This window comes from Rhodococcus sp. KRD175 (assembly GCF_017168275.1).
In the GTDB taxonomy this organism is placed as follows: domain Bacteria; phylum Actinomycetota; class Actinomycetes; order Mycobacteriales; family Mycobacteriaceae; genus Rhodococcoides; species Rhodococcoides fascians.
In genome coordinates this window covers 454867-477664 of sequence record NZ_JABFAQ010000004.1, presented here as the reverse complement: position 1 = coordinate 477664, position 22798 = coordinate 454867, and the positions used below count along the sequence as shown (strand labels likewise).

Genomic DNA, 22798 nt, shown 5'->3' with positions numbered 1-22798 from the left:
GCAGGCTACGAAGTTCCGCGCACGTGGTGCTAGCGCTTGCCCTTGAACTTTCCGCCGCCGCGCGGTCCGCCGCTACGTCCGGGAGGACCGGAATCGGGCTGCAGCTGAATCAGCACACCGCTGATGCGGGTACGACGCAACGCCTCGACTGTCTCGTCGGCGAGGTCGGCAGGCAACTCGACCAGCGAATGGTCGGGGCGAATGCTGATGTGCCCGAAGTCGCTTCGACGCAGACCGCCTTCGTTGGCGATGGCACCGACGATGGCACCGGGAGCAACGTGATGACGCTTACCGACGCTGATCCGGTACGTCGCCATCTCCTGGCCGGTCTTGCGGTGATGCGAGCTGGCCGCATCCTCGTCGAACGTCCGCGGTGGCCGCGGCTCACGAGGCTCGCGGGGTGCCCGCGGCGGGGCAGGCGGCTCGGGCTTGAGCAGGAAGGCTTCGCCGTCGCGCGACTGGATGGCCAGAGCTGCTGCGATGTCGACCAAAGGCACGTCGTGCTCGCGCTCGTAGTCCTCGATGAGACGGCGGAACAGCGCCAGATTCTCGTTGCCGAGGCTCTCGGTGATGGAGTCCTTGAACTTCGTCACGCGCTGCGCATTGACGTCGTCGACGCTGGGGAGCTGCATCTCGGTGATGGGCTGCCGCGTCGCGCGCTCGATGGCCTTGAGCAGGTGACGCTCCCGGGGCGCGACGAACAGCAGAGCCTGACCGGCGCGACCCGCGCGGCCGGTACGGCCGATGCGGTGTACGTAGGACTCGGTGTCGTGCGGGATGTCGTAGTTGATGACGTGCGAGATGCGGTCGACGTCGAGACCACGAGCCGCAACGTCGGTGGCCACCAGAATGTCGATCTGGCCGTTCTTGAGCTGGCCGATGGTGCGCTCACGCTGTGCCTGCACGATGTCGCCGTTGATCGCGGCGGCGGAGAATCCCCGTGCGCGCAACTTCTCGGCGAGCTCTTCGGTGGCCTGCTTGGTGCGCACGAACATGATCATGGCCTCGAACTCTTCGACCTCGAAGATTCGAGTGAGCGCCTCGAGCTTGCGTTGATGCGCCACCTGCACGTACCGCTGGGTGATGTTCGGTGCCGTCGACGTCTTGGTCTTGACGGTGATCTCCACCGGGTCGTGCAGATACTGCTTCGAGATCTTGCGAATCGCGGCCGGCATCGTGGCCGAGAACAACGCGACCTGCTTGTATTCGGGAGTGTCGGAGAGGATGCGCTCGACGTCCTCCTGGAACCCCATCTTGAGCATCTCGTCGGCCTCGTCTAGCACGAGGTATTCGAGCCCGGAGAGGTCGAGCGTGCCCTTCTCGAGGTGGTCGATCACACGGCCCGGGGTGCCGACGATGATCTGGGCACCCTTGCGCAGGCCGGACAACTGGATCCCGTACGCCTGACCGCCGTAGATGGGCAGAATGTGCAGACCCGGAATGTGGGTGGCGTACTTGCCGAACGCCTCGGCCACCTGCAGCGCCAGCTCGCGGGTCGGTGCCAGCACCAAGGCCTGCGGCGTCCGACGCGAGACATCGAGACGAGACAGGATCGGCACCGCGAACGCGGCGGTCTTACCCGTGCCGGTCTGCGCGAGGCCGACGACGTCGTTCCCCGCCATCAACGGCGGGATGGTGGCCGCCTGGATGGGCGACGGGCTCTCGTATCCGACGTCGCGCAGGGCCTTCAGGACCCGCTCGTCTATTCCGAGATCGGCAAAAGTGATGTCGTCATCCGCTGTCGAAGAAGACTCACCTGCGTGGACGGGAGGGGACGAACTCGTCTCGTCAGACGTCACGGCGGCATCCTGATCAGATTCTGAAGTGCTCATATACACCCGAGTTTAGTACCTGCCCGGCCCCCGCGACTCCTTCTGCGCTGATCAGGTGACGAAAACAGCGGTGATGGGGGCACGCACACGCGGCCCTGCGAGGGCGACCCGCCGGAGACACACGACCGGACACCGTTATGTTGTACCCCGAGTCACACTCACCTCCCCCGAAAAACGACCGAAAATTCACAAAGCGGACAACCTCGGTGGTGCGTTACGGACTCGGGTGTGATGAAATGCACAACTACCACGCTATTTATCCGTAAGGGGTCCAGCAGTGCGCGAATATTCTGTGCCGGCGTCATTCACCATTCCCGACGACGCATCCATGGCCGACACCGTCTTCCGGTACCAGAAGGAATCACCAAACTTCGTCCCGTTCCAGCGCCTGGTGAACGGCACCTGGACCGACGTCACCGCGGGTCAGTTCGCCAAAGAGGTCACCGCCGTGGCCAAGGGCCTGATCGCGTCGGGCGTCGAACTCGGCGACCGCGTCGCGATCCTCAGCGCGACCCGCTACGAGTGGGTCGTCCTCGACTACGCCATCTGGACCGCCGGCGGGTGCACCGTCGCGATCTACGAGACCTCGTCGCCCGATCAGGCCCAGTGGATCCTCGAGGACTCCGCTACCAAGCTGCTCGTAGTCGAGACCGCAGCGCACGTCTCGAACCTGAAGGACGTCACCGAGGGTGCCGCCGAACTGCGCGAGGTACTCCAGATCGACGGCGGAGCCATCGACGAACTGACCACCCGAGGCGCGGGAATCAGCGACGAGGACGTGCACACCCGTCGACACCAGGTCACTGCCGCCTCCCCCGCGACACTGATCTACACCTCGGGCACCACCGGCCGCCCCAAGGGTGTGCAGCTGACACACGCGAACTTCTACGCCGAGGTCCAGGCCACCCAGATCGCGCTGCACGACTCCATGCGCGAGGGCAACCGCACCTTGATGTTCCTACCGATGGCGCACGTGTTCGCCCGCGCGGTGTCGTTCGGCTCGTTCGAGTCGAAGGTGACCGTGGGCCACACCTCGGACGTGTCGACACTGGTGGATCAGTTCGCCGTCTTCAAGCCGAACTTCATCCTGTCGGTGCCGCGCGTGTTCGAGAAGGTCTACAACTCGGCCAAGCAGAAGGCACACGACGGCGGCAAGGGCAGCATCTTCGACAAGGCCGCCGCGACGGCCATCGAGTGGAGTGAAGCCCAGGAGAAGGGCGGCGCAGGCCTGGTGCTCAACCTCAAGCACACGGTCTTCGACAAGCTCGTCTACTCCAAGTTGCGAGCTGCCCTCGGCGGTAACTGCGATCGTGCGGTCTCGGGCGGTGGCCCCCTCGGCGCTCGCCTGGGCCACTTCTTCCGCGGCGCGGGCGTCCCGGTCTACGAGGGCTACGGACTGACCGAGACCAGCGCGGCCGTCACCGTCAACACCACCAAGGAACAGCGCGTCGGCACCGTCGGCAAGCCCATCGACGGTCACGCGGTCAAGGTCGCCGAGGACGGCGAACTGCTGCTCAAGGGCCCGGTGGTGTTCAGCGGCTACTGGCACAACGAGAAGGCCACCGCCGAAGCGATCGTCGACGGCTGGTTCCACACCGGCGATCTGGGGTCGATCGATCAGGAAGGCTTCGTCTCGATCACCGGCCGCAAGAAGGAAATCATCGTCACCGCAGGAGGCAAGAACGTTGCCCCCGCGGTGCTCGAGGACGCGCTGCGCGCCAACGCGATCATCAGCCAGTGCCTCGTCGTCGGTGACGCAAAGCCGTTCATCGGTGCGCTCATCACCCTCGACCCCGAAGCGATGCCGGGCTGGCTCGAACGCCACAACCTCGCTGCCGACATCCCTTTCTCGGAGCTGTCGAAGAACGCCGACCTCGTCGCCGAGATCGACAAGGCCGTGGCCGAGGCCAACAAGAAGGTCTCCAACCCCGAGCAGATCAAGAAGTACACGATCCTCGAGAACGACTTCACCGTCGAGACCGGTGAGCTGACTCCGACGATGAAGCTCAAGCGCAACATCATCCACACCGAACGTGGCAGCGACATCGAGGCCATCTACTCGTAGATCGCCCAGCACGAGTGCCGAAGGGCCCGACGCGAGCAATCGCGTCGGGCCCTTCGTCGTACAGCATGTGATCGTCAGTGCATGTCATCGTCAGTGCATGTGGTCGTCAGTGCATGTGGTCGTCGAGGAATTCGGCGACCACCGTGGTCACGGCCTGGTGAATCTTTTCGTGCAGCAGATCGTGTCCGCCGTCCTCGAACTCGCGCAGGCTCGCCTGCGGAACGCGTCCGATCCATTCACGCACGGCATCGACCGGTGCCAGACGATCGTCTACGCCGTGCACGGCCAGCAACGGGATGACGTTGTCGGACAGGTCGTCGGCAGAACCGGTCACGGACTTGGGCGTGCCGCACAGGATTGCGCATCGGACGGCCTCCGGATGCGCACCCAGCGCTGCGATGGCCGTCGCGGCACCGAGCGAGTGGCCCATCAGGGCGAACGACAGCTCGGGGTGCTCGGCCTCGGCGATGTCGATCAACTGCAGCGCGTTCTGTGCGAGACCGGGGATCTGCGCTGCGTCGGTCAGTTCACCCTCGGTCAGGCCGTGCCCCACGTGATCGACCGCCCACACGTCCACCCCACGCTCGTTCAGTAGCCGCGCGAAGCGGTGGTAATGGGCGCTGTTCTGGCCGAGACCGTGCAGGAAAACGAGACCGAATCGAGCGTCGGCGACGGTCCAGGTTCGATAGTGGACAGCACCGGTGGCTCCGTCGAAAAAAGGCATTGAATCATTTTGCCTGTTCCCGCCGGCTTCCGCGCGCAACGTGACCGGTGCCGCTGTCGTGGGTCGCTAGGGTGGACGCTTGTGTTCCTCCTCGGCGATCAGGTCGTCTACAGCGCCAGCGACCTCGCCGCGGCGGCGTCCTGCGAATTCGGCCTGCTCCGACGACTGGACGCTGTCACCGGCCTAATCCCACGGCAGAGCGTCGCAGTCGACCCGATGCTCGACCGCACGTCCACGCTCGGATTCGAGCACGAACGACGCCAACTCGAGGCGTTCGAGCAGCGTTTTCCCGGTGGCGTCCTGACCATGGACCGACCGGGCCGCACCGCACAGGAACTGGCGGACGCGGCGTGGGCGACCTTCACCGCCCTGACCTCACGCACGCCGGTGCTCTATCAGGCCACCTTCTTCGACGGACGATTTCTCGGTTTCTGCGACTTCTTGGTAGCCGACGGTTCTCGTTACACCGTCTACGACACGAAACTGTCGAGACGTGCAAAGGTGCCGGCGCTGCTGCAGTTGGCCGCGTACGCCGACGCGCTGCAGGCCGGGGGTATCACTCCGAGCGAACAGGTGCATCTGATGCTCGGCGACGGCAGCGACTCCGCGCACGCGCTGGCCGACATTCTTCCGGTCTACCGGCAGTCGAGAGCACACCTGCAGCACATTCTCGACGAGCATCACGCCGAGGGCTCCGTCGTCGAGTGGTTCGATCCGCGGTATTCGGGATGCGGGCAATGCGATGCCTGCACCGCCGAGGTGGAGCAGCATCGCGATCTGGTGCTCGTCGCCGGCATGCGCGGCAGCACCAGGGACCGCCTACTGGACGCAGGTATTTCATCGATCGACGAGCTCGCCGAGTCGAGTACCCCGGTGGACGGCATGTCCTCCCGGACACTGGAGAACCTGCGGTCGCAGGCGGCCTTGCAGGTACGCCAAGAGCGCAGCGGGGCAGCCGAATTCGAGATCTTCGACGCCGAGGCACTGGGGGTGATTCCCGAGCCCGACGACGGGGACATCTTCTTCGACTTCGAGGGAGATCCGCTGTACGCGGAATCCGGTTCGTCCGACTGGGGTCTCGAGTACCTGTTCGGCGTCTACACCGCGGACGGCGACTTCCTGCCGTTCTGGGCACACGACCGCGCGCAGGAACGTCGTGCGCTCATCGACTTCCTCGACTACGTCGCCGCCCGCCGAGTCGAGTATCCGAAGATGCACGTGTATCACTATGCGCCGTACGAGAAAACGGCTCTGCAGCGGCTGGCCGGCCGGTACGGAGTGGGCGAGGACGCCGTCGACGATCTGCTGCGGGAGAACGTTCTCGTGGATCTCTACCCCGTCGTACGGTCGGCTGTTCGGATCGGTGCCCGCTCGTACAGCATCAAGAAACTCGAACCGTTGTACATGCCCGCGGCCCGTGACGGAGACGTCACCGACGCGGCGGCGTCGATCGTCGAATACGCGCACTGGTGCGAACTGCGCGACCGAGGCAAGGACGCCGAGGCGGCAGCTCTGCTCGCCGACATTGCCGAGTACAACCGCACCGACTGCGAATCGACACTGCGACTGCGTGATTGGCTGCTCGATCGGGCATCGGACGCCGGGGTGGCACCGCGGTCCCCGCAGCAGCTGGACCTCGAGGACGTCGTCGACCGCACCGCGACCCCACTCGAACTCGAACTGGCCGAGCACGCCGGACTGCCGTGGGATCGCACGCCGACGCAGCACGCGCTCGGATTGTTCGCCGGTGCCATCGGATATCACCGACGAGAGAACAAGCCGTTCTGGTGGGGCCACTACGACCGCCTGACCCATCCGCTCGACGAATGGGCCGACGCCGCGGACGTATTGAAGGTCGAGCGCGCCGAGCTGGTGCACGACTGGATGAAAACTGCACCCGGACAACGGGTGCTGCGTCGTCAGGTCACACTGGTCGGGCACCTGAGCAACGGCGTGCTGTCCGGCTCGAAGGTGAAGCTGCTGTACGAGAACCCGGCGCCGGAGGGGTTGACGAAGCAGCAACCGACGCATCGGGCCACCACATCGGTCGAGATCGTGCAGACCGGGTACGAGGGAACCCTGGATGTGGTTGTCGTACAGGAGAATCTACGCAAGGGCGTGGAGGAGTACACCGATTTCCCGGTTGCCACCGCGCCCGAGCCGCCCCCGAACACCAAACATCTCGAGCAGGCGATCGTCTCCGTCGCGACCGAGGTTCTCGGCGGGTTGCCGGAACTACCGCGTACGGCCGTCGCCGATCTGCTGACGCGCTCGACGCCTCGAACCCGTTCCGGTGCCGGCCTTCCCGTGGTCCACGACAACGACTACGCACATGCGATCACGGCCGCGCTGCTCGATCTCGACAATTCGTACGTGGCGGTGCAGGGCCCGCCCGGCACCGGGAAGACCTACACGGCGGCGCGCGTCATCGAACACCTGGTGAACACACATCATTGGCGGATCGGAGTGGTCGGCCAGTCGCATCACGTGGTGAACAACCTGCTCGACACCATCGTCGGGGCCGGGGTCGACGCCTCGAAAGTGGGCAAGAAGGCCCCGACCGCGCACACCGTCGTGGACATCGCCGGATACTCGCACTTCGTCACCGAGGCCGACGAGGGCTGCGTCATCGGCGGCACCGCTTGGGACTTCTCCAACCCCGGCCGAATTCCACCCGGCTCCCTCGATCTACTCGTCGTCGACGAGGCCGGTCAGTTCTCCCTCGCCAACACCATCGCCGTCTCGGTATCGGCGCGCAATCTGCTGCTTCTCGGCGACCCGGCGCAGCTCCCCCAGGTCAGTCAGGGCACCCACCCCGAGCCCGTCGACGAATCGGCCCTCGGATGGCTGACGACCGGGCACGCCACCCTGCCCGCCGACCGCGGCTACTTCCTGGCGACGACGTGGCGGATGCATCCGGATCTGTGCGCGCCGGTGTCGACGCTGTCGTACGAGGGCAAGCTCGAATCGAACAAGGATGTGACACAGTCACGTTCGCTGTCGGGTCTGGAACCGGGCCTGCACGTCGTCCTTCTGGACCACCACGGCAATTCCACCGACTCGATCGAGGAAGCCGACGAGATCGTCACGCGGGTCCGGTCGTTGCTCGGTCGGCCGTGGGTGGACCCCGCACACGGCAGCGACCCGCGACCGATGCAGCAGTCCGACTTTCTGGTGGTCGCGGCCTACAACGCGCAGGTCGCCGTCATCGTCGAGCAACTCGCAGCCGCCGGGCTCGACGAGGTGTCGGTGGGGACCGTCGACAAATTCCAGGGCCGTCAGGCACCGGTGGTCCTCATCTCCATGGCAGCGTCGGCCATCGAGGACGTGCCCCGCGGAATGGGATTCCTGTTGTCGCGCAACAGACTCAACGTCGCCATCTCCCGCGGTCAGTGGGCCGCGATCCTGGTGCGCTCGCGCGCGCTGACCCATTATCTGCCGTCGACCCCGGACGGACTCGTCACGCTCGGCACGTTCATGCGGCTGTGCGAGAACGCACGTCAGCCGAACGCCATACCCTCGCCGCGGTAGGTGGGAACGGCGTCGACCGATCCGTCGGAATGCACCAGGGTCAGGGTGTCGAACCGCTCGCACAACTCCCCGGCCTTGGCGTGGCGGAACCAGATTCGATCGCCGATGCGCACCTCCTCGGCACCGCTCACCGGGGTCTGCACCTCCCCCGCGCCCTCGTTGCGCAGCAGTTTCAGGCCCGACGCGACAACGCCCGCTGCCCTCCTGGACCAGCCCACCGGTCGGGGTGACCGCGACCAGGACGCCGGGCCCGACGCGATGTAGCCGCCGCCGAACGCGGTGGCGATCCGCGGAGTCGGCTTGCGCACCACCGGCAGTGCGAAGAACAGCGAGGGTTCGGCCGAGAACGCGCGATACCGATCGAACAGGGTCGGCGCGAACAGACCCGAACCCGCGGTGACCTCGGTGACGGCCGGACCCGCGGCAGAGAAATCGATCGACCCGGTACCACCGCTGTTGACGATCTCGAGCGGCCCGATCGCCGCGGTCACGGCGTCCACCACTGCTGTTCTCCGCGCACCGATCTCACGAGACGACAGCGACTTCATCAGCTCGACAGCGACGTTGGCGTCGGGAACACCGGCGATCTGTGCCTCGTAGAACATCAACCCCACCACCCGGAACCCCCGCGAACGAGCCTGACGGGCGAACTGCGCCACCTGCTCCGGATCCCGAAGCGGAGAGCGCCTGACCCCGATGTGCAGCGGCCCCACCCGCAACGATGCGTCCACGTCGATACAGACGCGGGGCTTGAGTAGGTCGCTCCGCGCGGCGTCTCGGACGAGGTCCAGTTGCGCGACGTCGTCGACCATCAACGTGATGCGTCCCGACAGCACGCGGTCGTTGACCACCTCGGCGAGCGCTGTTCGATCGACCGTCGGATACCCCATCAGAATGTCGTCGACGCCGGACTGCGCCAACCAGATCGCTTCGCGCAGCGAATAGGCCATCACTCCGGATACACCCTGCGCCGCGAGGACCCGATTCAACACGGCTCGGCACCGCACCGACTTGCTGGCGATCCTGATCGGTACACCGTTCGCGCGTGCGCGCAGTGCTGCAGCATTGGCATCGAGAGCTGTCAGATCGACTGCTGCCGAAGGAGATTCGAGACCCTCGGTGGCTGCGACAATGCGGGACAGCGGGGTCGTAGCGGTGGTGGTGTCACCGGCGATCGAACTCATTCGGCACATTCCTTCGTCGTCGTTGCCGGGCCGACACAGTCAAACACTCCGCAGCCGAGAAGTCCCGTCGAGCGGTTTTCCACTCAGCGATCTTCTGCCTTCGCGGCGATCAGCCCGGACAGGTCGTCGATCTGGGCCAACACTTCGAGATCGTCGCCGTCGACCAACCACCGCAGCACCAAACCGTCGAGAGTCGCCATCCCGAAGCGGGCGATCGACTCCACTGGTTCGAGCCACCGCGTGCCGGTGTGGTCGGAACAATTCTCGAAGAACAGCTGCGCCTCGGAATCCCGGATTCGATACTGCCCGCTGGCGATCTCGGCGGCCGTGGCCGAACCCAGTGCGCGATGCCGCAACAGATACGTCTTGATCTCGTACGCCAACAGCTGCCGACCATGCGATTTCTCGATCAGCAGCCACACCGCGCTCAGCCCGCTGTGCACCAGCTCGCGCAGCCCCCGAACACCGGGTAGTTCGTGTGTTCCGACCGCGCTGTCCAACGCGGCGTGCAGTATCTCGGTGACGTCGACGATGAGGTGCTCGCCCATCGCGATCACCAGATCCTGCTTGGTCTCGAAGTGGTATTGCACGATGCCTTTGGTGACGTCGGCATATTCCGACAGCGCCCGAACGGTGAGCGACTCGATACCGACCCGCTCGGCGACGTCGATTGCCGACTGCACCAGTTGTGCGCGGCGCACGTCGGCGGGCAGCCTCGATTGCATGACCCGATACTAGGTCGCGGTCGACATCTGTGCCTTGGATTGCCCCAGGGGAGCGCGCTGCGAGATAGTGATTCGATGATCGAGCGGTCGTGGCAGAACTGGGCGGGCAATCAACATGCATTCCCGGCGCGTCGAGCCGAGCCCTCGTCGGTCGAGGAGATGCGTGCGATTCTGCGCGATGCCGCCGAACGCTCTCTGCCGGTGCGCTGCGTCGGGGCAGGGCATTCCTTCACTCCCATTGCCGTCACCGACGGTATCCAGATCGCCTTGGATGCGCTGAGCGGTATCGAATACGTCGAACGCGCCGACGACGGATCTGCCCAGGTGACGGTACTGGCCGGCATCCGACTCCGAGAGTTGTCGGCGCGGTTGTGGGAGCTCGGTCTGGCGATGACCAATCTGGGCGACATCGACGAGCAGTCCGTCGCCGGGGCCATCTCGACGGGCACTCACGGAACCGGTGCCCGGTTCGGCGGCATCGCCACCCAGGTGCACGCGCTGGAGCTGGTGACCGCAGACGGACAGTCGGTGCAGTGCTCCCGAGACGAGAACACAGAACTCTTCGACGCGGCCCGCATCGGTCTCGGCGCTCTCGGCGTCATCACGCGTGTGACGTTGAACTGCGTCGCGGCGTTCGCGCTGCAGGCCGTCGAGACGCCGTCGACGCTGACGGCGACGCTGCGTGATCTCGATGCCACCGTCGCCGGCGTCGACCATTTCGAGTTCTATTGGTTTCCGCACACCGATCGTGTGCTCACCAAACGCAACACCCGCCTGCCCGGTGACACCGATCTGTGTCCGCTGGGCAAGGTGCGCTCGTATCTCGACGACGAGCTGCTGTCCAACACGGTCTTCGAGGGCCTCAACCGACTGGTGACGCGGGTGCCTGCGTTGATTCCCAGGGTGAACGCGGTCTCGGCCCGAGCACTGTCGGCCCGCGAGTACACCGACCGCTCGTACCGGGTGTTCGCGTCGTCGCGGACGGTCAAGTTCGTCGAGATGGAATACGCCGTGCCCGTCTCCGAGATCGCCTGGGTGCTGCGCGAGGTGGATCGCTGGCTCGAGCGTTCGGCGATCTCCATCGCGTTCCCCGTCGAGGTGCGGTTCGCGGCCGCCGACGACATCTGGCTGTCCACGGCATCCGGGCGTCCGACGGCGTACATCGCCGTGCACCAGTACCACCGCCGCGATCACCGGGAGTATTTCGACGCCGTCGAAACCATCTGCCGCAGTGTCGGCGGCAGGCCGCACTGGGGCAAACTGCACTCTCTCGGCAGCGCCGAGCTGCGTGATTCCTACGAGCACTTCGACGATTTCCTGCGCATCCGCGATTCCCTCGACCCGACGCAGCTGTTCCGCAACGACTACTTGGCGCACCTGCTGTCGTGAGCGGTATCTCGTACCCTGCTACAAAATACCGCGCACGACGGATTCGCTTACATTGGACTCGGTGAGCACAGGAAAACGCGCGCTGTCCGGCATCATCGCCGCCGGAGTCGTCCTCGGCGTCGGCGAATTGATCGCCGTCCCCATCGGACCGAACTCGTCACCACTGACCGCCGTCGGATCCTCGGCCGTCGACAACAGTCCGGCACCGGTCCGTGAATGGGCCATCGACACGTTCGGCACCTCCGACAAGCTCGCCCTGTTCCTCGGTATGGCCGTGGTCATCGGCGCTATCGCCGCCGCGGCAGGAATCGCTCGCAAACCGATCGGGGCCGCGGTGTTCGCCGCCTTGGGCGTAATCGGCGTCCTCGCCGCGGTGACCCGACCCGACGCGACGGTGTTCTATGCAGTCCCGACCATCGGCGGCGTCATCGTCGGCATCGTCGTGCTGCACGCCCTCATCGGATCCGCCACCCCGGCGACCGACGGAATGAACCGACGCAGTTTTCTGACCCTCGCCGCCGGTGCCGCAGTACTCGGAGTCGTCGCAGGGACGGCCGGACGAATGCTCACCTCGGCGCGAGCGGTCACCGCCGATCGACTCGGCTTCATGCTCCCGACCCCGACGCCGCAAACGCCGATACCGTCGGGGGCGGACCTGAAGATCGACGGCCTCGCGTCGTACATCACCCCGAACGAGGACTTCTACCGCATCGACACCGCGTTGGTCGTGCCACGCGTGGCGTCGGATACGTGGTCGCTGCGGATCCACGGCATGGTGGACCGCGAGATCGAGTTGACGTTCGCCGATCTGGCACAGCGTCAGGCGGTGGAGAAAACAGTCACGTTGACGTGCGTGTCCAACATCGTCGGCGGCGACCTCGTCGGCAACGCGACGTGGATCGGCTACCCACTGAAGGACATCCTCGAAGAAGCGGGCATCTCCCCCGACGCCGACATGGCCCTGTCGTCCAGCAGCGACGCCTTCACCGCAGGCACTCCCCTCGAAGTGCTGCTCGACGGCCGCGACGCACTGTTGGCCGTCGGGATGAACGGCGCCCCGCTACCCGTGGAGCACGGTTACCCGGCCCGACTGGTCGTGCCCGGACTGTACGGATACGTCTCGGCCACCAAGTGGGTCACCGACATCGAGATCACCCGATTCGACAAGGTGACGGCATACTGGACCGACCGCGGCTGGGGCGTACTCGGTCCGATCAAGACCGCTGCCCGCATCGACACCCCGCGGTCGGGCAGCTCCGTGTCCGCGGGAAAGACCGTGTTCGCGGGCGTCGCCTGGGATCAGCACACCGGCATCGAGGCCGTGGAAGTACAAGTGGACGAGGGCAATTGGGTGCCGGCAACCCTGTCGGAGGAGTACTCCAAGGACACGTGGCGGCAGTGGATGATCGAGCTCGACCTGCCGGCGGGCCAGCACGCGATCCGCGCCCGGGCCACCAACTCCGCCGGGGAGCTGCAGACCAACAAGACTGCAGACACCGTCCCCGACGGAGCAACCGGCTACCCGAAAATCTCGGTGACGGCGAACTGATTCAGGTTGTCGCGAAGCTGGCGCGAACCGAGTTCTCCGCCAACTGCTTCCGCTCGTCCGCGGTCAGACCCATGCCCTCTTCCAGCGCGACGAAGTTGTCGTCGACGTACCCGCCGAAATAAGCGGGGTCGTCGGAATTGATCGACACCGACAACCCACGTTCGAGCATCTGCCGTAGCGGCAACTGCGCGACGTCGTCGATCACCTTGAGCCGAACGTTGGACAACGGGCAGACGGTGAGCGGAATCTGTTCCTCGACAAGTCGATTCACCAGCGCCTCGTCTTCCAGGCACCGGACGCCGTGATCGATGCGCTCCACCTTCAGCAGATCCAGTGCCTGCCAGATGTAGTCGGGCGGGCCTTCCTCACCGGCGTGGGCGACCACGTGCAGGCCCTCGGCGCGTGCCTTGGCGAACACGTCGACGAACAGCGAGGGCGGGTAGCCGACCTCGGCGGAGTCGAGACCGAGGCCGATGATCGGTGCCTTCATCGCCAACAGCTCGTCGAGCAATTGGTTGGCGTGCAGCACCGGCTTGTCTCGCAGGATCGACGCGATCAACCCGCTGGTGACGCCGAATTCGCGCTCACTGGTCGCGCAGGCGTCGGCCAATCCCTCGACGACGGCCTGGAGCGGTACACCGCGCTCGGTGTGCGCCTGTGGATCGAAGAAGATCTCCGCATGCGTCACCCCGGCCTGCGCGGTGCGGCGGAAGTACGCGCGCGCCAGATCGGCGAAGTCCTCGGCGGTGCGTAACACGGCCATGTTCGCGTAGTACAGATCGAGGAAGGACTGCAGGTCGGTGAACTCGTACTTCGCCTGCAATTCGTCGATATCGTTGTACGGCAGCGTGATTGCGTTGCGCTCGGCGAGATCGAAGATCAGCGGCGGTTCGAGCGACCCTTCGATGTGCAGGTGCAGTTCGGCCAGTTGATCATTACTCACTCATACGATTCTACTTGCCGGTGTACGTCGCCTTACCAGGGCCGACCTCGAGGAAGCTCGTCACCGCACCGCGCAGATCATCGGTCTCGAACAATGCGCCCGACACCTCCGACGTGATGTCGTCCGCGTGCGCCACACCGCCCGAACGCCACGCCGCCACAATCTGTTTCGTGGCCGCATGGGCGACGGTAGGGCCGTCGGCCAGTCGGTGTGTCAACGCGAGCGCCGCGGCATCGACGTCGTCGTGGATCTGGTTGACCACGCCCCACTCCTTCAACGTCTGGGCGTCGTAGAGATCTCCGGTCATGACGAATTCACGTGCCCGACCCGACCCGGCCCGCTCGGCCAGACGCTGCGGTCCGCCCATCGACGGCGTCAACCCGACGACGGTCTCGACCAGACCGAACTTCGCCTTGGGTCCGGCAAGAACGATGTCGCAGGCCAGCGAGATCTCGAACGCCGCGGTGAGCGTCAAACCGTGCGCGGCGTAGATCACCGGGCACGGCAACGCCTCGAGCGGGTGAATGATGCCGGCGAACAACCCACGCCACAGATCGGCACCCTCGGCCGCGGACAATCCCTCGAACACGTGCACGTCGACGCCCGCCGAGTTGACCTTGCCCTCGGCACGCAGCAGAACCGCACGCGGCGGGTTCGCGGCCAGATCGGCAACGTTCGCGGCCACCGCGTCGAACATTGCCTGATCGAACAGATTGAGGGGGCCGTGGTCGAACGTCAGGACAGCGACCTCAGCGCCGGCCGCAGTGGTCGATCGGACGAGCGAGGTAGGTGCGTCAGCCATGCCTCGCATAGTGCCATACGCGTTCCGGGGCGTAGTTATCGACGAGTATTGTGCGCGTATCAGCCGTTACCGAGAGGAACAAGTAAGTGAAGCGCAGCCTGTTCGAGTCCGACCACGACGACTTCCGCGCATCGGTACGCGAGTTCGTCACCAGGACGATCACACCGGTCGAGGAAAAGCTGGTCGAACAGCGATACATCGACCGCGAGATCTGGCTCGAAGCAGGACGCAACGGTTTCCTCGGCCTCGAAGTGCCCGAGGAATACGGCGGCAGCGGAGCCGAGGACTACCGATTCAACGCCGTCCTCGGTGAGGAACTCGCCCGCTCGGGTGCCGCGGTGGCGTCGTGCTTCGGTATTCACGTCGACATCGTCGCGCCCTACCTCGTCAAGCTCACCACCGAGGAGCAGAAGAAGCGCTGGCTGCCCGGGTTCTGCAGCGGCGAGATCCTCACCGCCATCGCCATGACGGAGCCCTCCGGCGGCTCGGACCTGGCCGCGCTGAAGACCACCGCCGTCAAGGACGGCGACGACTTCATCATCAACGGCTCGAAGACGTTCATCACCAACGGCAATTCCGCCGACCTCGTCATCGTCGCCACGCGCACGACGCCCGAGAAGAAGGCGAAGGGCATCACGCTGTTCGCCGTCGAGAACGGAACCGAGGGATTCACCCGCGGCCGCAAACTCGACAAGGTCGGCCAGCCCGAATCCGACACCGCGGAACTGTTCTTCGAGAACGTGCGAGTACCCAGCGCCAACATGATCGGCGAATTCGACGGCGGCTTCATCCACATGATGCAGCTGCTCCCCCAGGAACGCATCAGCTGCTCGGTGGCCAACCTCGGACACGTACGGCCCATTCTCGAAGAGACGCTGCAGTACGCCAAGGACCGCAAGGCATTCGGTCAGCAGATCGGCTCGCTGCAGTGGAACAAGTTTCTGCTCGCCGAGCTCGTCACCAAACTCGATGTGGCACAGGCATACATCGACAACTGCATCGTCGCCCACGGCCAGGGCGAGCTGACGGCCATCGATGCAGCCAAGGCCAAGTGGTGGAGCTCGCAGGTGCAGAACGAAATTCTCGACCACTGCGTCCAGCTGCACGGCGGCTACGGATTCATGAACGAATACCGCGCCGCCCGCGCGTGGAAAGACGCTCGCGTGACCAAGATCTGGGCCGGATCGAACGAAATCATGAAGGAACTGATCGGCCGGGATCTGGGGCTGTAGAGCGGCTTCGCCGCATGTGAGTGGAACTTCGTAGCAGGGGTCGAGGTTCCACTCACATGGGTTTCTCGAACGCGGGCCGGGCGTAGAAGCAGACCGCGACCATGCCGACCAGGAGCACGACGGCGGGCAGAATCAGCGACTGCGCCATGGCGGTGGTGAAGCCGTCACGCAGCATCTCGGGCACTCGGCCGGCGAATTCGTTTGCCCCCGAAGCCGATCCACCGGTAGGTAGTTCGGCGGCCAAGCGCGATTGGATGAGCGCGCCGATGCCCGCGCTACCGAGAACCGAGCCGATCATGCGGGTGGTGTTGTAAATTCCCGAACCGGCACCCGCCTGGCTCATCGGAAGATTGCGAGTGGCCGTCGCTGCCAACGGAGACCAGATCAACGCATTCGCCACACCCATTGCAGCGACGGGGAGCAGCAACTTCCAGATGGCCGTCGTGGGCGTCATCTCGTAGGCGAACCACAGCAGCGACGCGGCGAGGATGAACAGTCCCGATCCGGCGATGTACCGCGGATGCGTCTTGTCGACGAGCTTGCCGATATTGGGTGCGAGCAGTCCGGTGAGCAGCGCCATCGGAACGAACAGCAGTGCCGATCGGGTGGGCGTCAGACCGGTGACGCTCTGCGCGTAGAACATGATCGGCAGCATCATGCCGGACATCGCGAAACCCATTGCGGCGATACCGATATTGGACAGCGAGAAGTTGCGGTCGCGGAACAGGGCCAAGGGCACTAGCGGCTCGCTGGTATTCACGGACTGCCAGTAGACGAACCCCGCGAAGACCAGCAGACCGACACCGATGAGGATCCACACGCCGGTACCCCAGTCGTACTTCTGACCTTCCTGGATACCGAAGACGATGCAGAAGAGTCCGACAGCGCTGAGCGCAACGCCCAGCAGATCGAACTTGTGATCGTGGGTCGGCAGCACCGGAACGAACTTCAGCGCCAACGCAATTGCGAGAATGCCCACCGGCACGTTGATGAAGAAGATCCATTCCCAGCCGAGCGAGTCGACCAGCACACCGCCGAGAATCGGCCCGACGAGCGTAGCGACGCCTGCGACGGCACCCCATGCCCCCATCGCCGTTCCGCGCTTCTCCGCCGGGAACACACGAGTGATCACCGCCATCGTCTGCGGGGTGATCATCGCCGCGCCGAGACCTTGAACCGCGCGCGCCGCGATGAGCATGTCGATCGATCCCGACAGCCCACACCACACGGACGCGAGAGTGAACAGCACCAGGCCGGCGATGTACAGATTCCGCGGACCGAACTTGTCACCCAATCGGCCCGTGACCAGCAGTGGAACGGCGTAGGCGAGGAGATACGCGCTGGTGACCCAGATGACGTTGTTGATGTCGGTGTTCAGCCCGGTGAGGATCGCAGGTTGCGCGACCGCGACGATCGTCGTGTCCACCAGGATCATGAAGAAGCCCAAGCACAGTGCCCACAGCGCCGGCCACGGTCTGATCTCGTGCTGCGACGGGGCAGTCTCGACGGAATTCATGTAGCGCTCCCTATCCCCGAAGTCGGGTTCGTGTGATGTGCGGAGATGTGATGCGGCCAGTCGAGCTCGCCGCTGTCGATCCGATCGAGGTAGCGCGTCAGCCACTGCACTTCTGCGCGCAGCATGTGGTGAATGTAATCGATTCCGGCCCAATAGATTTCGGATATCTGGCGATCTGCTGCGAGCTGTTGATAGCCCGACAGTTCGTCGATGTCCGCGGTCAGGTCCACGATTCGCTCCCGCAACAGGGCGGTCGCGTCGGATGCGGGTAGGTTGTGCATTTCGGACAGGCCGAGGACGAACTGCGGGTATTCACGCACCGGGGTTCTCAGAATTTCGGTCAGCCGATCGGTCAGCACGTGCCGTCCGGCCGAGGTGATCCGATAGGTGGTGCGCTCCGGACGGTTGCCACCCCGGTCGGTTCCGACCTCGTCGACCAGTTCCTGCTCGTGCAGACGTGCGACCGCGTGATAGAGCGAACCCGGGCGAATCTTGACGATTCGATCTTCCTTGCGGGAGAGCAGCAATTGATACATCTCGTAGGGATGCATCGGGCCCTCCGAGAGCAGAGCCAGAATCGAGACGCCCAGCGGATTGACGGTTCCGGCTCGCATCGATCCCCCGTCACCTATCCCGCACGAATTATTCCAACTGGAATATAGGGCCGGCGGTAGCCTCGGAGCAACCCGGACAATGCGCCCACCAGGGGACAAAGGCGTCTTTCGACACAGAATGGGCACCGACCGCGGTCGATGCCCTCACCGAACAGACGAAGGCCGGATACTCGGAATTACTTCCGTGTATCCGGCCCTGTCACCGAGTTTCTGGTGCTGAAAAAGTCTAGAGTTTCAGTCCACCAGGAGAAATCGGGTTACGAAGCTTGAATCAGATGGCGCGGACGCCGGTAGCCTGGGGGCCCTTCTGACCCTGGCCCACCTCGAACTCCACGCGCTGGCCCTCGTCGAGCGACTTGAAGCCGCTACCCTGAATCTCCGAGTAATGAACGAAAACGTCCGGTCCGCCACCATCCTGCTCGATGAAGCCGAAGCCCTTTTCGCCGTTGAACCACTTCACACTGCCCTGCGTCATTCTGTAAACCTTCTGTAAGCGAGCTAGATCTTCACGTCGAAGCTCTAATCTCAAAACCGAGTCTGCCATCTATCGGCGCTGAGCGAAACACCGGGGGCGAAAAAGTTCGAAAGATTGCTTTGGGACGGTGAAACAGAAATGCCGCCACAGCTGCCGCAGCCCGTCGGTTCCGGCGCCGTCGCTACTGTCGAACCGTGGAATTGCCTGCCTACGATGCCGACCGATTCGATCCCCACCGACTCGACATCGTCCGACTCGCCTGGTGCCGACGGCTGTCGCTGGACGACCGTGCCCTCGATACCACCGCAGACCGCGTCGAACATCGGACCGACACCGAGAACATCGTCGTACTCCGACTGGCGCAGACCACTCTGATCGTCGGGCCGTCCTGGGCCGTGGACGCCGCACGCGGCATCGAGGGCCAGGCAGACACCGGTCGGACGTGGTTGGCGACGCTGCTGGGCGATCGCGTCGAGCAGTACGAGATCGACTCCCACACGCTGGCCTACGGATCCGAGATCGGCCACACCATCGACGTCCACGATCCGCTGATCTCCCACGACGCAGAGCACGCCCGTGCTCTGGCGGAGCACTGCAGCGAGGCCGACGTGACGGAGGCATTCGGCGAGCCGGTGTCGCGGCACTGGTTCACTTTGCTCGGAGACGACCGACCCGCGGATTCGGCGCGATCCCTGGCCTCGGCCGGGTACTCGGAAGAAAATATGATCCTGGCCGACATGCGCGTTCTCACCGACCCGGAACACCGACGACACGGATACGCCGCGGTCGTCGGGCGGCTCGCGACCAACGATGCCATCGACGACGGCCTGATACCGCAGTGGCGAGCGCGACCGGAGAACACGACCGCTCGACGCCTTGCCGCCCGGCTCGACTACGTGGAGATCGGCGCCTGCCACACCGCCGTGCGTCGAACCTAGGCGCTTGAATCCGGTCCGGACTGGGTAGCGTTCGTGAGACCGACCGATGTGAGGAGTTCGATCATGGCCGAGGACGCCACCTACGTGAAGCCGGGCGAGGAATTCAAGCGCGATACCAACTACATCCCGACGCGCATCACCGCCGACGGCCGGGACGGGTATCCGGTGGAGCCCGGGCGTTACCGGTTGATCGCGGCGCGGGCCTGCCCGTGGGCCCATCGATCCATCATCGTGCGTCGACTCCTCGGGCTCGAAGATGTTCTGTCCCTTGGCATTCCGGGTCCGACCCACGACCCGCGCAGCTGGAACTTCCAGGAGGAGCCGGGCGGCGTCGACTCGGTTCTACAGATCCCTCGGCTGCAGGACGCCTACTTCGCACGGTTCCCGGACTACGAACGAGGCATCACCGTGCCGGCGATCGTCGACGTTCCCACCGGCCAGGTCGTCACCAACGACTACCCACAGATCACCCTCGACCTCAGCACCGAGTGGACGCAGTACCACCGCGAGGGCGCGCCCGATCTGTACCCGGAGGCGCTCCGCGGCGAGATCGACGAGGTGGCCGATCTGGTGTTCAAGGACGTCAACAACGGCGTCTACCGCTGCGGATTCGCCGGCTCGCAAGAGGCATACGAGAAGGCGTACGACCGCCTGTTCGCTCGCCTCGACTGGCTCGTCGAACGGCTGTCCACCCGGCGGTATCTCGTCGGCGAGCACATCACCGAGGCCGACGTGCGACTGTTCACCACCCTCGTCCGTTTCGATCCCGTCTACCACGGCCACTTCAAGTGCAACCGCAGCAAGCTCACCGAGATGCCGGTGCTGTGGAACTACGCACGCGACCTGTTCCAGACCCCCGGATTCGGTGACACCGTCGACTTCGATCACATCAAGCGGCACTACTACGAGGTGCACACCGACATCAATCCGTCGGGCATCGTGCCGAAGGGGCCCGATCTGGCCGGCTGGCTCGAACCGCACGGACGCGAATCACTCGGCGGATCGCCCTTCGGCGACGGCACCGCGCCGCAGCCGCCGAAGCCGGACGAACTGGTCCCGCCCGAGCACTGGGTGTAACAGTGACGGCTATGCCCCGGCGTAGGTGCCGAAGCTCCAGTAGACCCCCTCGGCGTCGCGGCAGGTGAAGCCGCGGCTGCCGTAGTCCTCCTCGCGCAGGCCCTGCGTGACGGTGCCGCCCGCCGCGACGACGCGATCGTGGATGCCGTCGGGGTCGTCGGTGACGATGTAGATCGACCCGACACCCGGCGGCAGTTCGCCGATGGCACTCCCGTCGCGAACACTGCCCAGCACCACCCCGCCTCCGTCGGGCCAGCGCAGTTCCGCATGATCGACGCGGTCACCTTCGCCGTGCACCGCGCACTCCTCGAATCCCAACACGTCGACGATGAATCGGATCGCGTCGCGTGCGTTGTCGTACTTCAGAGTGGGCCAAACGTGTGTCGTCATGACGCCATACCTTCCTCGTCTGCCGCGCGGATCGTCACCGGCCGCGATGCCGCTCGCCAGGGTCTCGAACACGCCCGCACCCCGACGCGGCGCGCGCCACCGGACACCACCTCGCTCGGAGGAATCTGCACGCCACGAGTCTAAATTGCCCCGTACGTGTGCAACGAAGAATTCGCGGGTAACTCCCCCGACCAGCGTCACCGACGCTCGCAACCGAAAGAGGTACCGATGGCAGGCAAGAAGGACGACGCTCAGGTCGAGATCTCGAGCGGAGGCAAGCTCGAACGGGCCCTGGTCAACATCCTGGACAACGCCAGCCGCCTACAGGGACCCGCCGTCGACAAATACGTCGCGCACGTGCGTCGAGCACACCCGTACGACACCCCGGCCCAGATCATCGAACGGCTCGAGAAGCGATTCCTGCTGGCGGTCACCGGCAGCGGATCGGCAGTGGGAGGCGCAGCGGCGGTCCCCGGAATCGGTACGGTCGCATCGCTCGCCGCCGTCGGTGCCGAGACCGCGTTCTTCATCGAGTCGTCGGCTCTGCTGACGTTGTCGGTCGCGTCCGTGCACGGCATTCCCGTCGAGAATCACCAGCAGCGACGCGCGCTGGTGCTCTCGGTGGCACTGGGCGAATCAGGCATGCAGATCGTTCAACGAACAGTGGGCAAGACAGCCAAGAACTGGGGCCCGCTCATCACCTCACGCATTCCGGGCGGCTCGATGGCCAGCATGAACAAATCGCTGGTGAAGAAGTTCGTCACCAAATACCTGGCCAAGCGCAGCGCACTGCTGGTCGGCAAGATGCTTCCCGCCGGAATCGGCGCGGCGATCGGCGGCGCGGGCAACCGAGTGGTCGGCAAAGGCGTCATCAAGAACGCCCGTGACGCCTTCGGCCCGCCGCCCGCACGGTTCCCGGAAAATCGCATCATCGAACCGGACGAATGAGAATGCCCGGAATCTTCGAGAGGCTGCTGCGTTGACTTCGAACATGACTTCCACACCTGAACTCGGCAAGTACGGCGTCTGGCGACTGCACTCGGCGTTCACGCCGGAGTTGTCCCGCGCCATCGAGTCCTTCGGCTACGGGACCATCTGGCTCGGCGGATCCCCGCCCGCGGACCTGACGACCACCGAGGAGATCCTCGACGCCACGGACACCATCGTCGTCGCCACCGGCATCGTCAACATCTGGTCCGATGCAGCCGCCGACGTCGCCGCGTCGTATCACCGCATCGAGAGCAAGCACCCCGGACGGTTCGTCCTGGGCATCGGTGCCGGTCACCCCGAGGCCACCCAGGAATACCGGAAGCCGTACGACGCATTGGTGAGCTACCTCGACGACCTCGACGAGGCCGGAGTCCCGATGGAGCGTCGGGTCCTCGCCGCGCTCGGCCCCAAGGTGCTCGCGCTGGCCGCGAGCCGTACCGCAGGCGCACACCCCTATCTGACCACTCCCGAACACACCCGTGAAGCCCGAGAAGCAGTGGGACCGAACAAGATTCTCGCTCCCGAGCACAAGGTGGTGCTCGAGACCGATCCGGAGAAGGCACGCGCGATCGGTCGGCCACCGGTGAACAATCCCTACCTGCATCTGCGCAACTACACCAACAATCTGAACCGGCTCGGCTACTCGGACGAGGAAATCGGCGACGGCGGCAGTGACCGACTGATCGACGCGCTCGTCGCACACGGCGATGCCGACGCCATCGCGGCGCGACTCGACGAGCACCTCACTGCAGGCGCGTCGCACGTGACGCTGCACTCGCTGCCCGACGACGCCGACCCGCTCGAGACGTACCGGGAGATCGC

General features: G+C 65.0%; 20 protein-coding genes. 9 read left to right on the top strand and 11 right to left on the bottom strand.

Features of this window, described 5'->3' with window-relative positions; translation table 11 throughout:
- Positions 1 to 29: 29 nt before the first annotated feature.
- Positions 30 to 1832: a DEAD/DEAH box helicase gene (locus J1M81_RS06795; RefSeq protein WP_032364895.1), complete on the bottom strand. Its 1803-nt coding sequence runs from the start codon at positions 1830 to 1832 to the stop codon at positions 30 to 32.
- A 277-nt stretch (positions 1833 to 2109) separates the two neighbouring features.
- On the opposite strand from J1M81_RS06795, the gene J1M81_RS06790 reads away from it, so the two are divergent.
- Positions 2110 to 3897 (top strand): long-chain fatty acid--CoA ligase, encoded by a 1788-nt coding sequence (locus J1M81_RS06790; protein WP_027497999.1) that lies wholly within the window; start codon positions 2110 to 2112, stop codon positions 3895 to 3897.
- Positions 3898 to 4003: 106 nt separating this feature from the next.
- Here the strand turns inward: J1M81_RS06790 and J1M81_RS06785 are convergent, their stop codons facing one another.
- Positions 4004 to 4621, bottom strand: a complete 618-nt coding sequence (locus J1M81_RS06785; RefSeq protein ID WP_032375181.1) for an alpha/beta hydrolase — start codon at positions 4619 to 4621, stop codon at positions 4004 to 4006.
- An 81-nt stretch (positions 4622 to 4702) separates the two neighbouring features.
- Between J1M81_RS06785 and J1M81_RS06780 the strand changes: the two genes are divergently transcribed.
- Complete coding sequence (locus J1M81_RS06780; protein WP_206497798.1) at positions 4703 to 8152, top strand: bifunctional RecB family nuclease/DEAD/DEAH box helicase; 3450 nt, start codon at positions 4703 to 4705, stop codon at positions 8150 to 8152.
- Here the strand turns inward: J1M81_RS06780 and J1M81_RS06775 are convergent.
- Both J1M81_RS06775 and J1M81_RS06770 read right to left on the bottom strand, forming a co-directional pair.
- Positions 8122 to 9336: an alanine racemase gene (locus J1M81_RS06775; RefSeq protein WP_206497797.1), complete on the bottom strand. Its 1215-nt coding sequence runs from the start codon at positions 9334 to 9336 to the stop codon at positions 8122 to 8124. The genes J1M81_RS06780 and J1M81_RS06775 overlap by 31 nt on opposite strands.
- Positions 9337 to 9419: 83 nt before the next feature.
- Complete coding sequence (locus J1M81_RS06770; protein ID WP_027498003.1) at positions 9420 to 10061, bottom strand: TetR/AcrR family transcriptional regulator; 642 nt, start codon at positions 10059 to 10061, stop codon at positions 9420 to 9422.
- 75 nt (positions 10062 to 10136) lie between these two features.
- Here J1M81_RS06770 and J1M81_RS06765 point away from each other — a divergent pair, with 75 nt between their 5' ends.
- Together J1M81_RS06765 and J1M81_RS06760 are read left to right on the top strand one after the other, a co-directional pair.
- A complete protein-coding gene (locus J1M81_RS06765) occupies positions 10137 to 11450 on the top strand; it encodes a D-arabinono-1,4-lactone oxidase (protein ID WP_206497796.1) in 1314 nt (437 codons plus the stop codon).
- Between the two features lie 61 nt (positions 11451 to 11511).
- Complete coding sequence (locus J1M81_RS06760) at positions 11512 to 12999, top strand: molybdopterin-dependent oxidoreductase (protein ID WP_032401320.1); 1488 nt, start codon at positions 11512 to 11514, stop codon at positions 12997 to 12999.
- A gap of 1 nt (position 13000) precedes the next feature.
- Here the strand turns inward: J1M81_RS06760 and J1M81_RS06755 are convergent, their stop codons facing one another.
- Together J1M81_RS06755 and J1M81_RS06750 are read right to left on the bottom strand one after the other, a co-directional pair.
- A complete protein-coding gene (locus tag J1M81_RS06755; RefSeq protein WP_032375178.1) occupies positions 13001 to 13942 on the bottom strand; it encodes an adenosine deaminase in 942 nt (313 codons plus the stop codon).
- 10 nt (positions 13943 to 13952) lie between these two features.
- On the bottom strand, positions 13953 to 14744 hold the full coding sequence (locus J1M81_RS06750; RefSeq protein WP_032375185.1) for an enoyl-CoA hydratase/isomerase family protein: 792 nt from the start codon (positions 14742 to 14744) through the stop codon (positions 13953 to 13955).
- Between the two features lie 86 nt (positions 14745 to 14830).
- Here J1M81_RS06750 and J1M81_RS06745 point away from each other — a divergent pair, with 86 nt between their 5' ends.
- Positions 14831 to 15976, top strand: coding sequence for an acyl-CoA dehydrogenase family protein (locus J1M81_RS06745; protein WP_206497795.1), 1146 nt, complete (start codon positions 14831 to 14833; stop codon positions 15974 to 15976).
- A gap of 52 nt (positions 15977 to 16028) precedes the next feature.
- Here J1M81_RS06745 and J1M81_RS06740 read toward each other — a convergent pair whose 3' ends face one another.
- The 3 genes from J1M81_RS06740 to J1M81_RS06730 all read right to left on the bottom strand — a co-directional run bounded on the left by J1M81_RS06740 (position 16029) and on the right by J1M81_RS06730 (position 18581).
- The gene (locus J1M81_RS06740; RefSeq protein ID WP_027498009.1) at positions 16029 to 17492 is read right to left on the bottom strand and encodes a DHA2 family efflux MFS transporter permease subunit; all 1464 of its coding nucleotides are present in this window, start codon (positions 17490 to 17492) and stop codon (positions 16029 to 16031) included.
- On the bottom strand, positions 17489 to 18106 hold the full coding sequence (locus tag J1M81_RS06735; RefSeq protein ID WP_052054800.1) for a PadR family transcriptional regulator: 618 nt from the start codon (positions 18104 to 18106) through the stop codon (positions 17489 to 17491). Before J1M81_RS06735 ends, J1M81_RS06740 begins: the two co-directional genes overlap by 4 nt.
- 271 nt (positions 18107 to 18377) lie before the next feature.
- On the bottom strand, positions 18378 to 18581 hold the full coding sequence (locus J1M81_RS06730) for a cold-shock protein (RefSeq protein WP_008714360.1): 204 nt from the start codon (positions 18579 to 18581) through the stop codon (positions 18378 to 18380).
- 194 nt (positions 18582 to 18775) lie between these two features.
- On the opposite strand from J1M81_RS06730, the gene J1M81_RS06725 reads away from it, so the two are divergent.
- Both J1M81_RS06725 and J1M81_RS06720 read left to right on the top strand, forming a co-directional pair.
- Positions 18776 to 19519 (top strand): GNAT family N-acetyltransferase, encoded by a 744-nt coding sequence (locus J1M81_RS06725; RefSeq protein ID WP_080733434.1) that lies wholly within the window; start codon positions 18776 to 18778, stop codon positions 19517 to 19519.
- Positions 19520 to 19582: 63 nt separating this feature from the next.
- On the top strand, positions 19583 to 20596 hold the full coding sequence (locus J1M81_RS06720; protein ID WP_045840759.1) for a glutathione S-transferase family protein: 1014 nt from the start codon (positions 19583 to 19585) through the stop codon (positions 20594 to 20596).
- 9 nt (positions 20597 to 20605) lie between these two features.
- On the opposite strand, the gene J1M81_RS06715 is transcribed toward J1M81_RS06720, so the two are convergent.
- Complete coding sequence (locus J1M81_RS06715) at positions 20606 to 20986, bottom strand: VOC family protein (protein WP_206497794.1); 381 nt, start codon at positions 20984 to 20986, stop codon at positions 20606 to 20608.
- Complete coding sequence (locus tag J1M81_RS26630) at positions 20983 to 21117, bottom strand: hypothetical protein (protein ID WP_257885960.1); 135 nt, start codon at positions 21115 to 21117, stop codon at positions 20983 to 20985. The genes J1M81_RS06715 and J1M81_RS26630 overlap by 4 nt, the downstream gene beginning before the upstream one ends.
- Before the next feature lie 97 nt (positions 21118 to 21214).
- On the opposite strand from J1M81_RS26630, the gene J1M81_RS06710 reads away from it, so the two are divergent.
- Both J1M81_RS06710 and J1M81_RS06705 read left to right on the top strand, forming a co-directional pair.
- On the top strand, positions 21215 to 21934 hold the full coding sequence (locus J1M81_RS06710) for a hypothetical protein (RefSeq protein WP_032365401.1): 720 nt from the start codon (positions 21215 to 21217) through the stop codon (positions 21932 to 21934).
- A 43-nt stretch (positions 21935 to 21977) separates the two neighbouring features.
- The coding region (locus J1M81_RS06705) for an LLM class F420-dependent oxidoreductase (RefSeq protein ID WP_206497897.1) at positions 21978 to 22798 on the top strand (821 nt) is incomplete at its 3' end.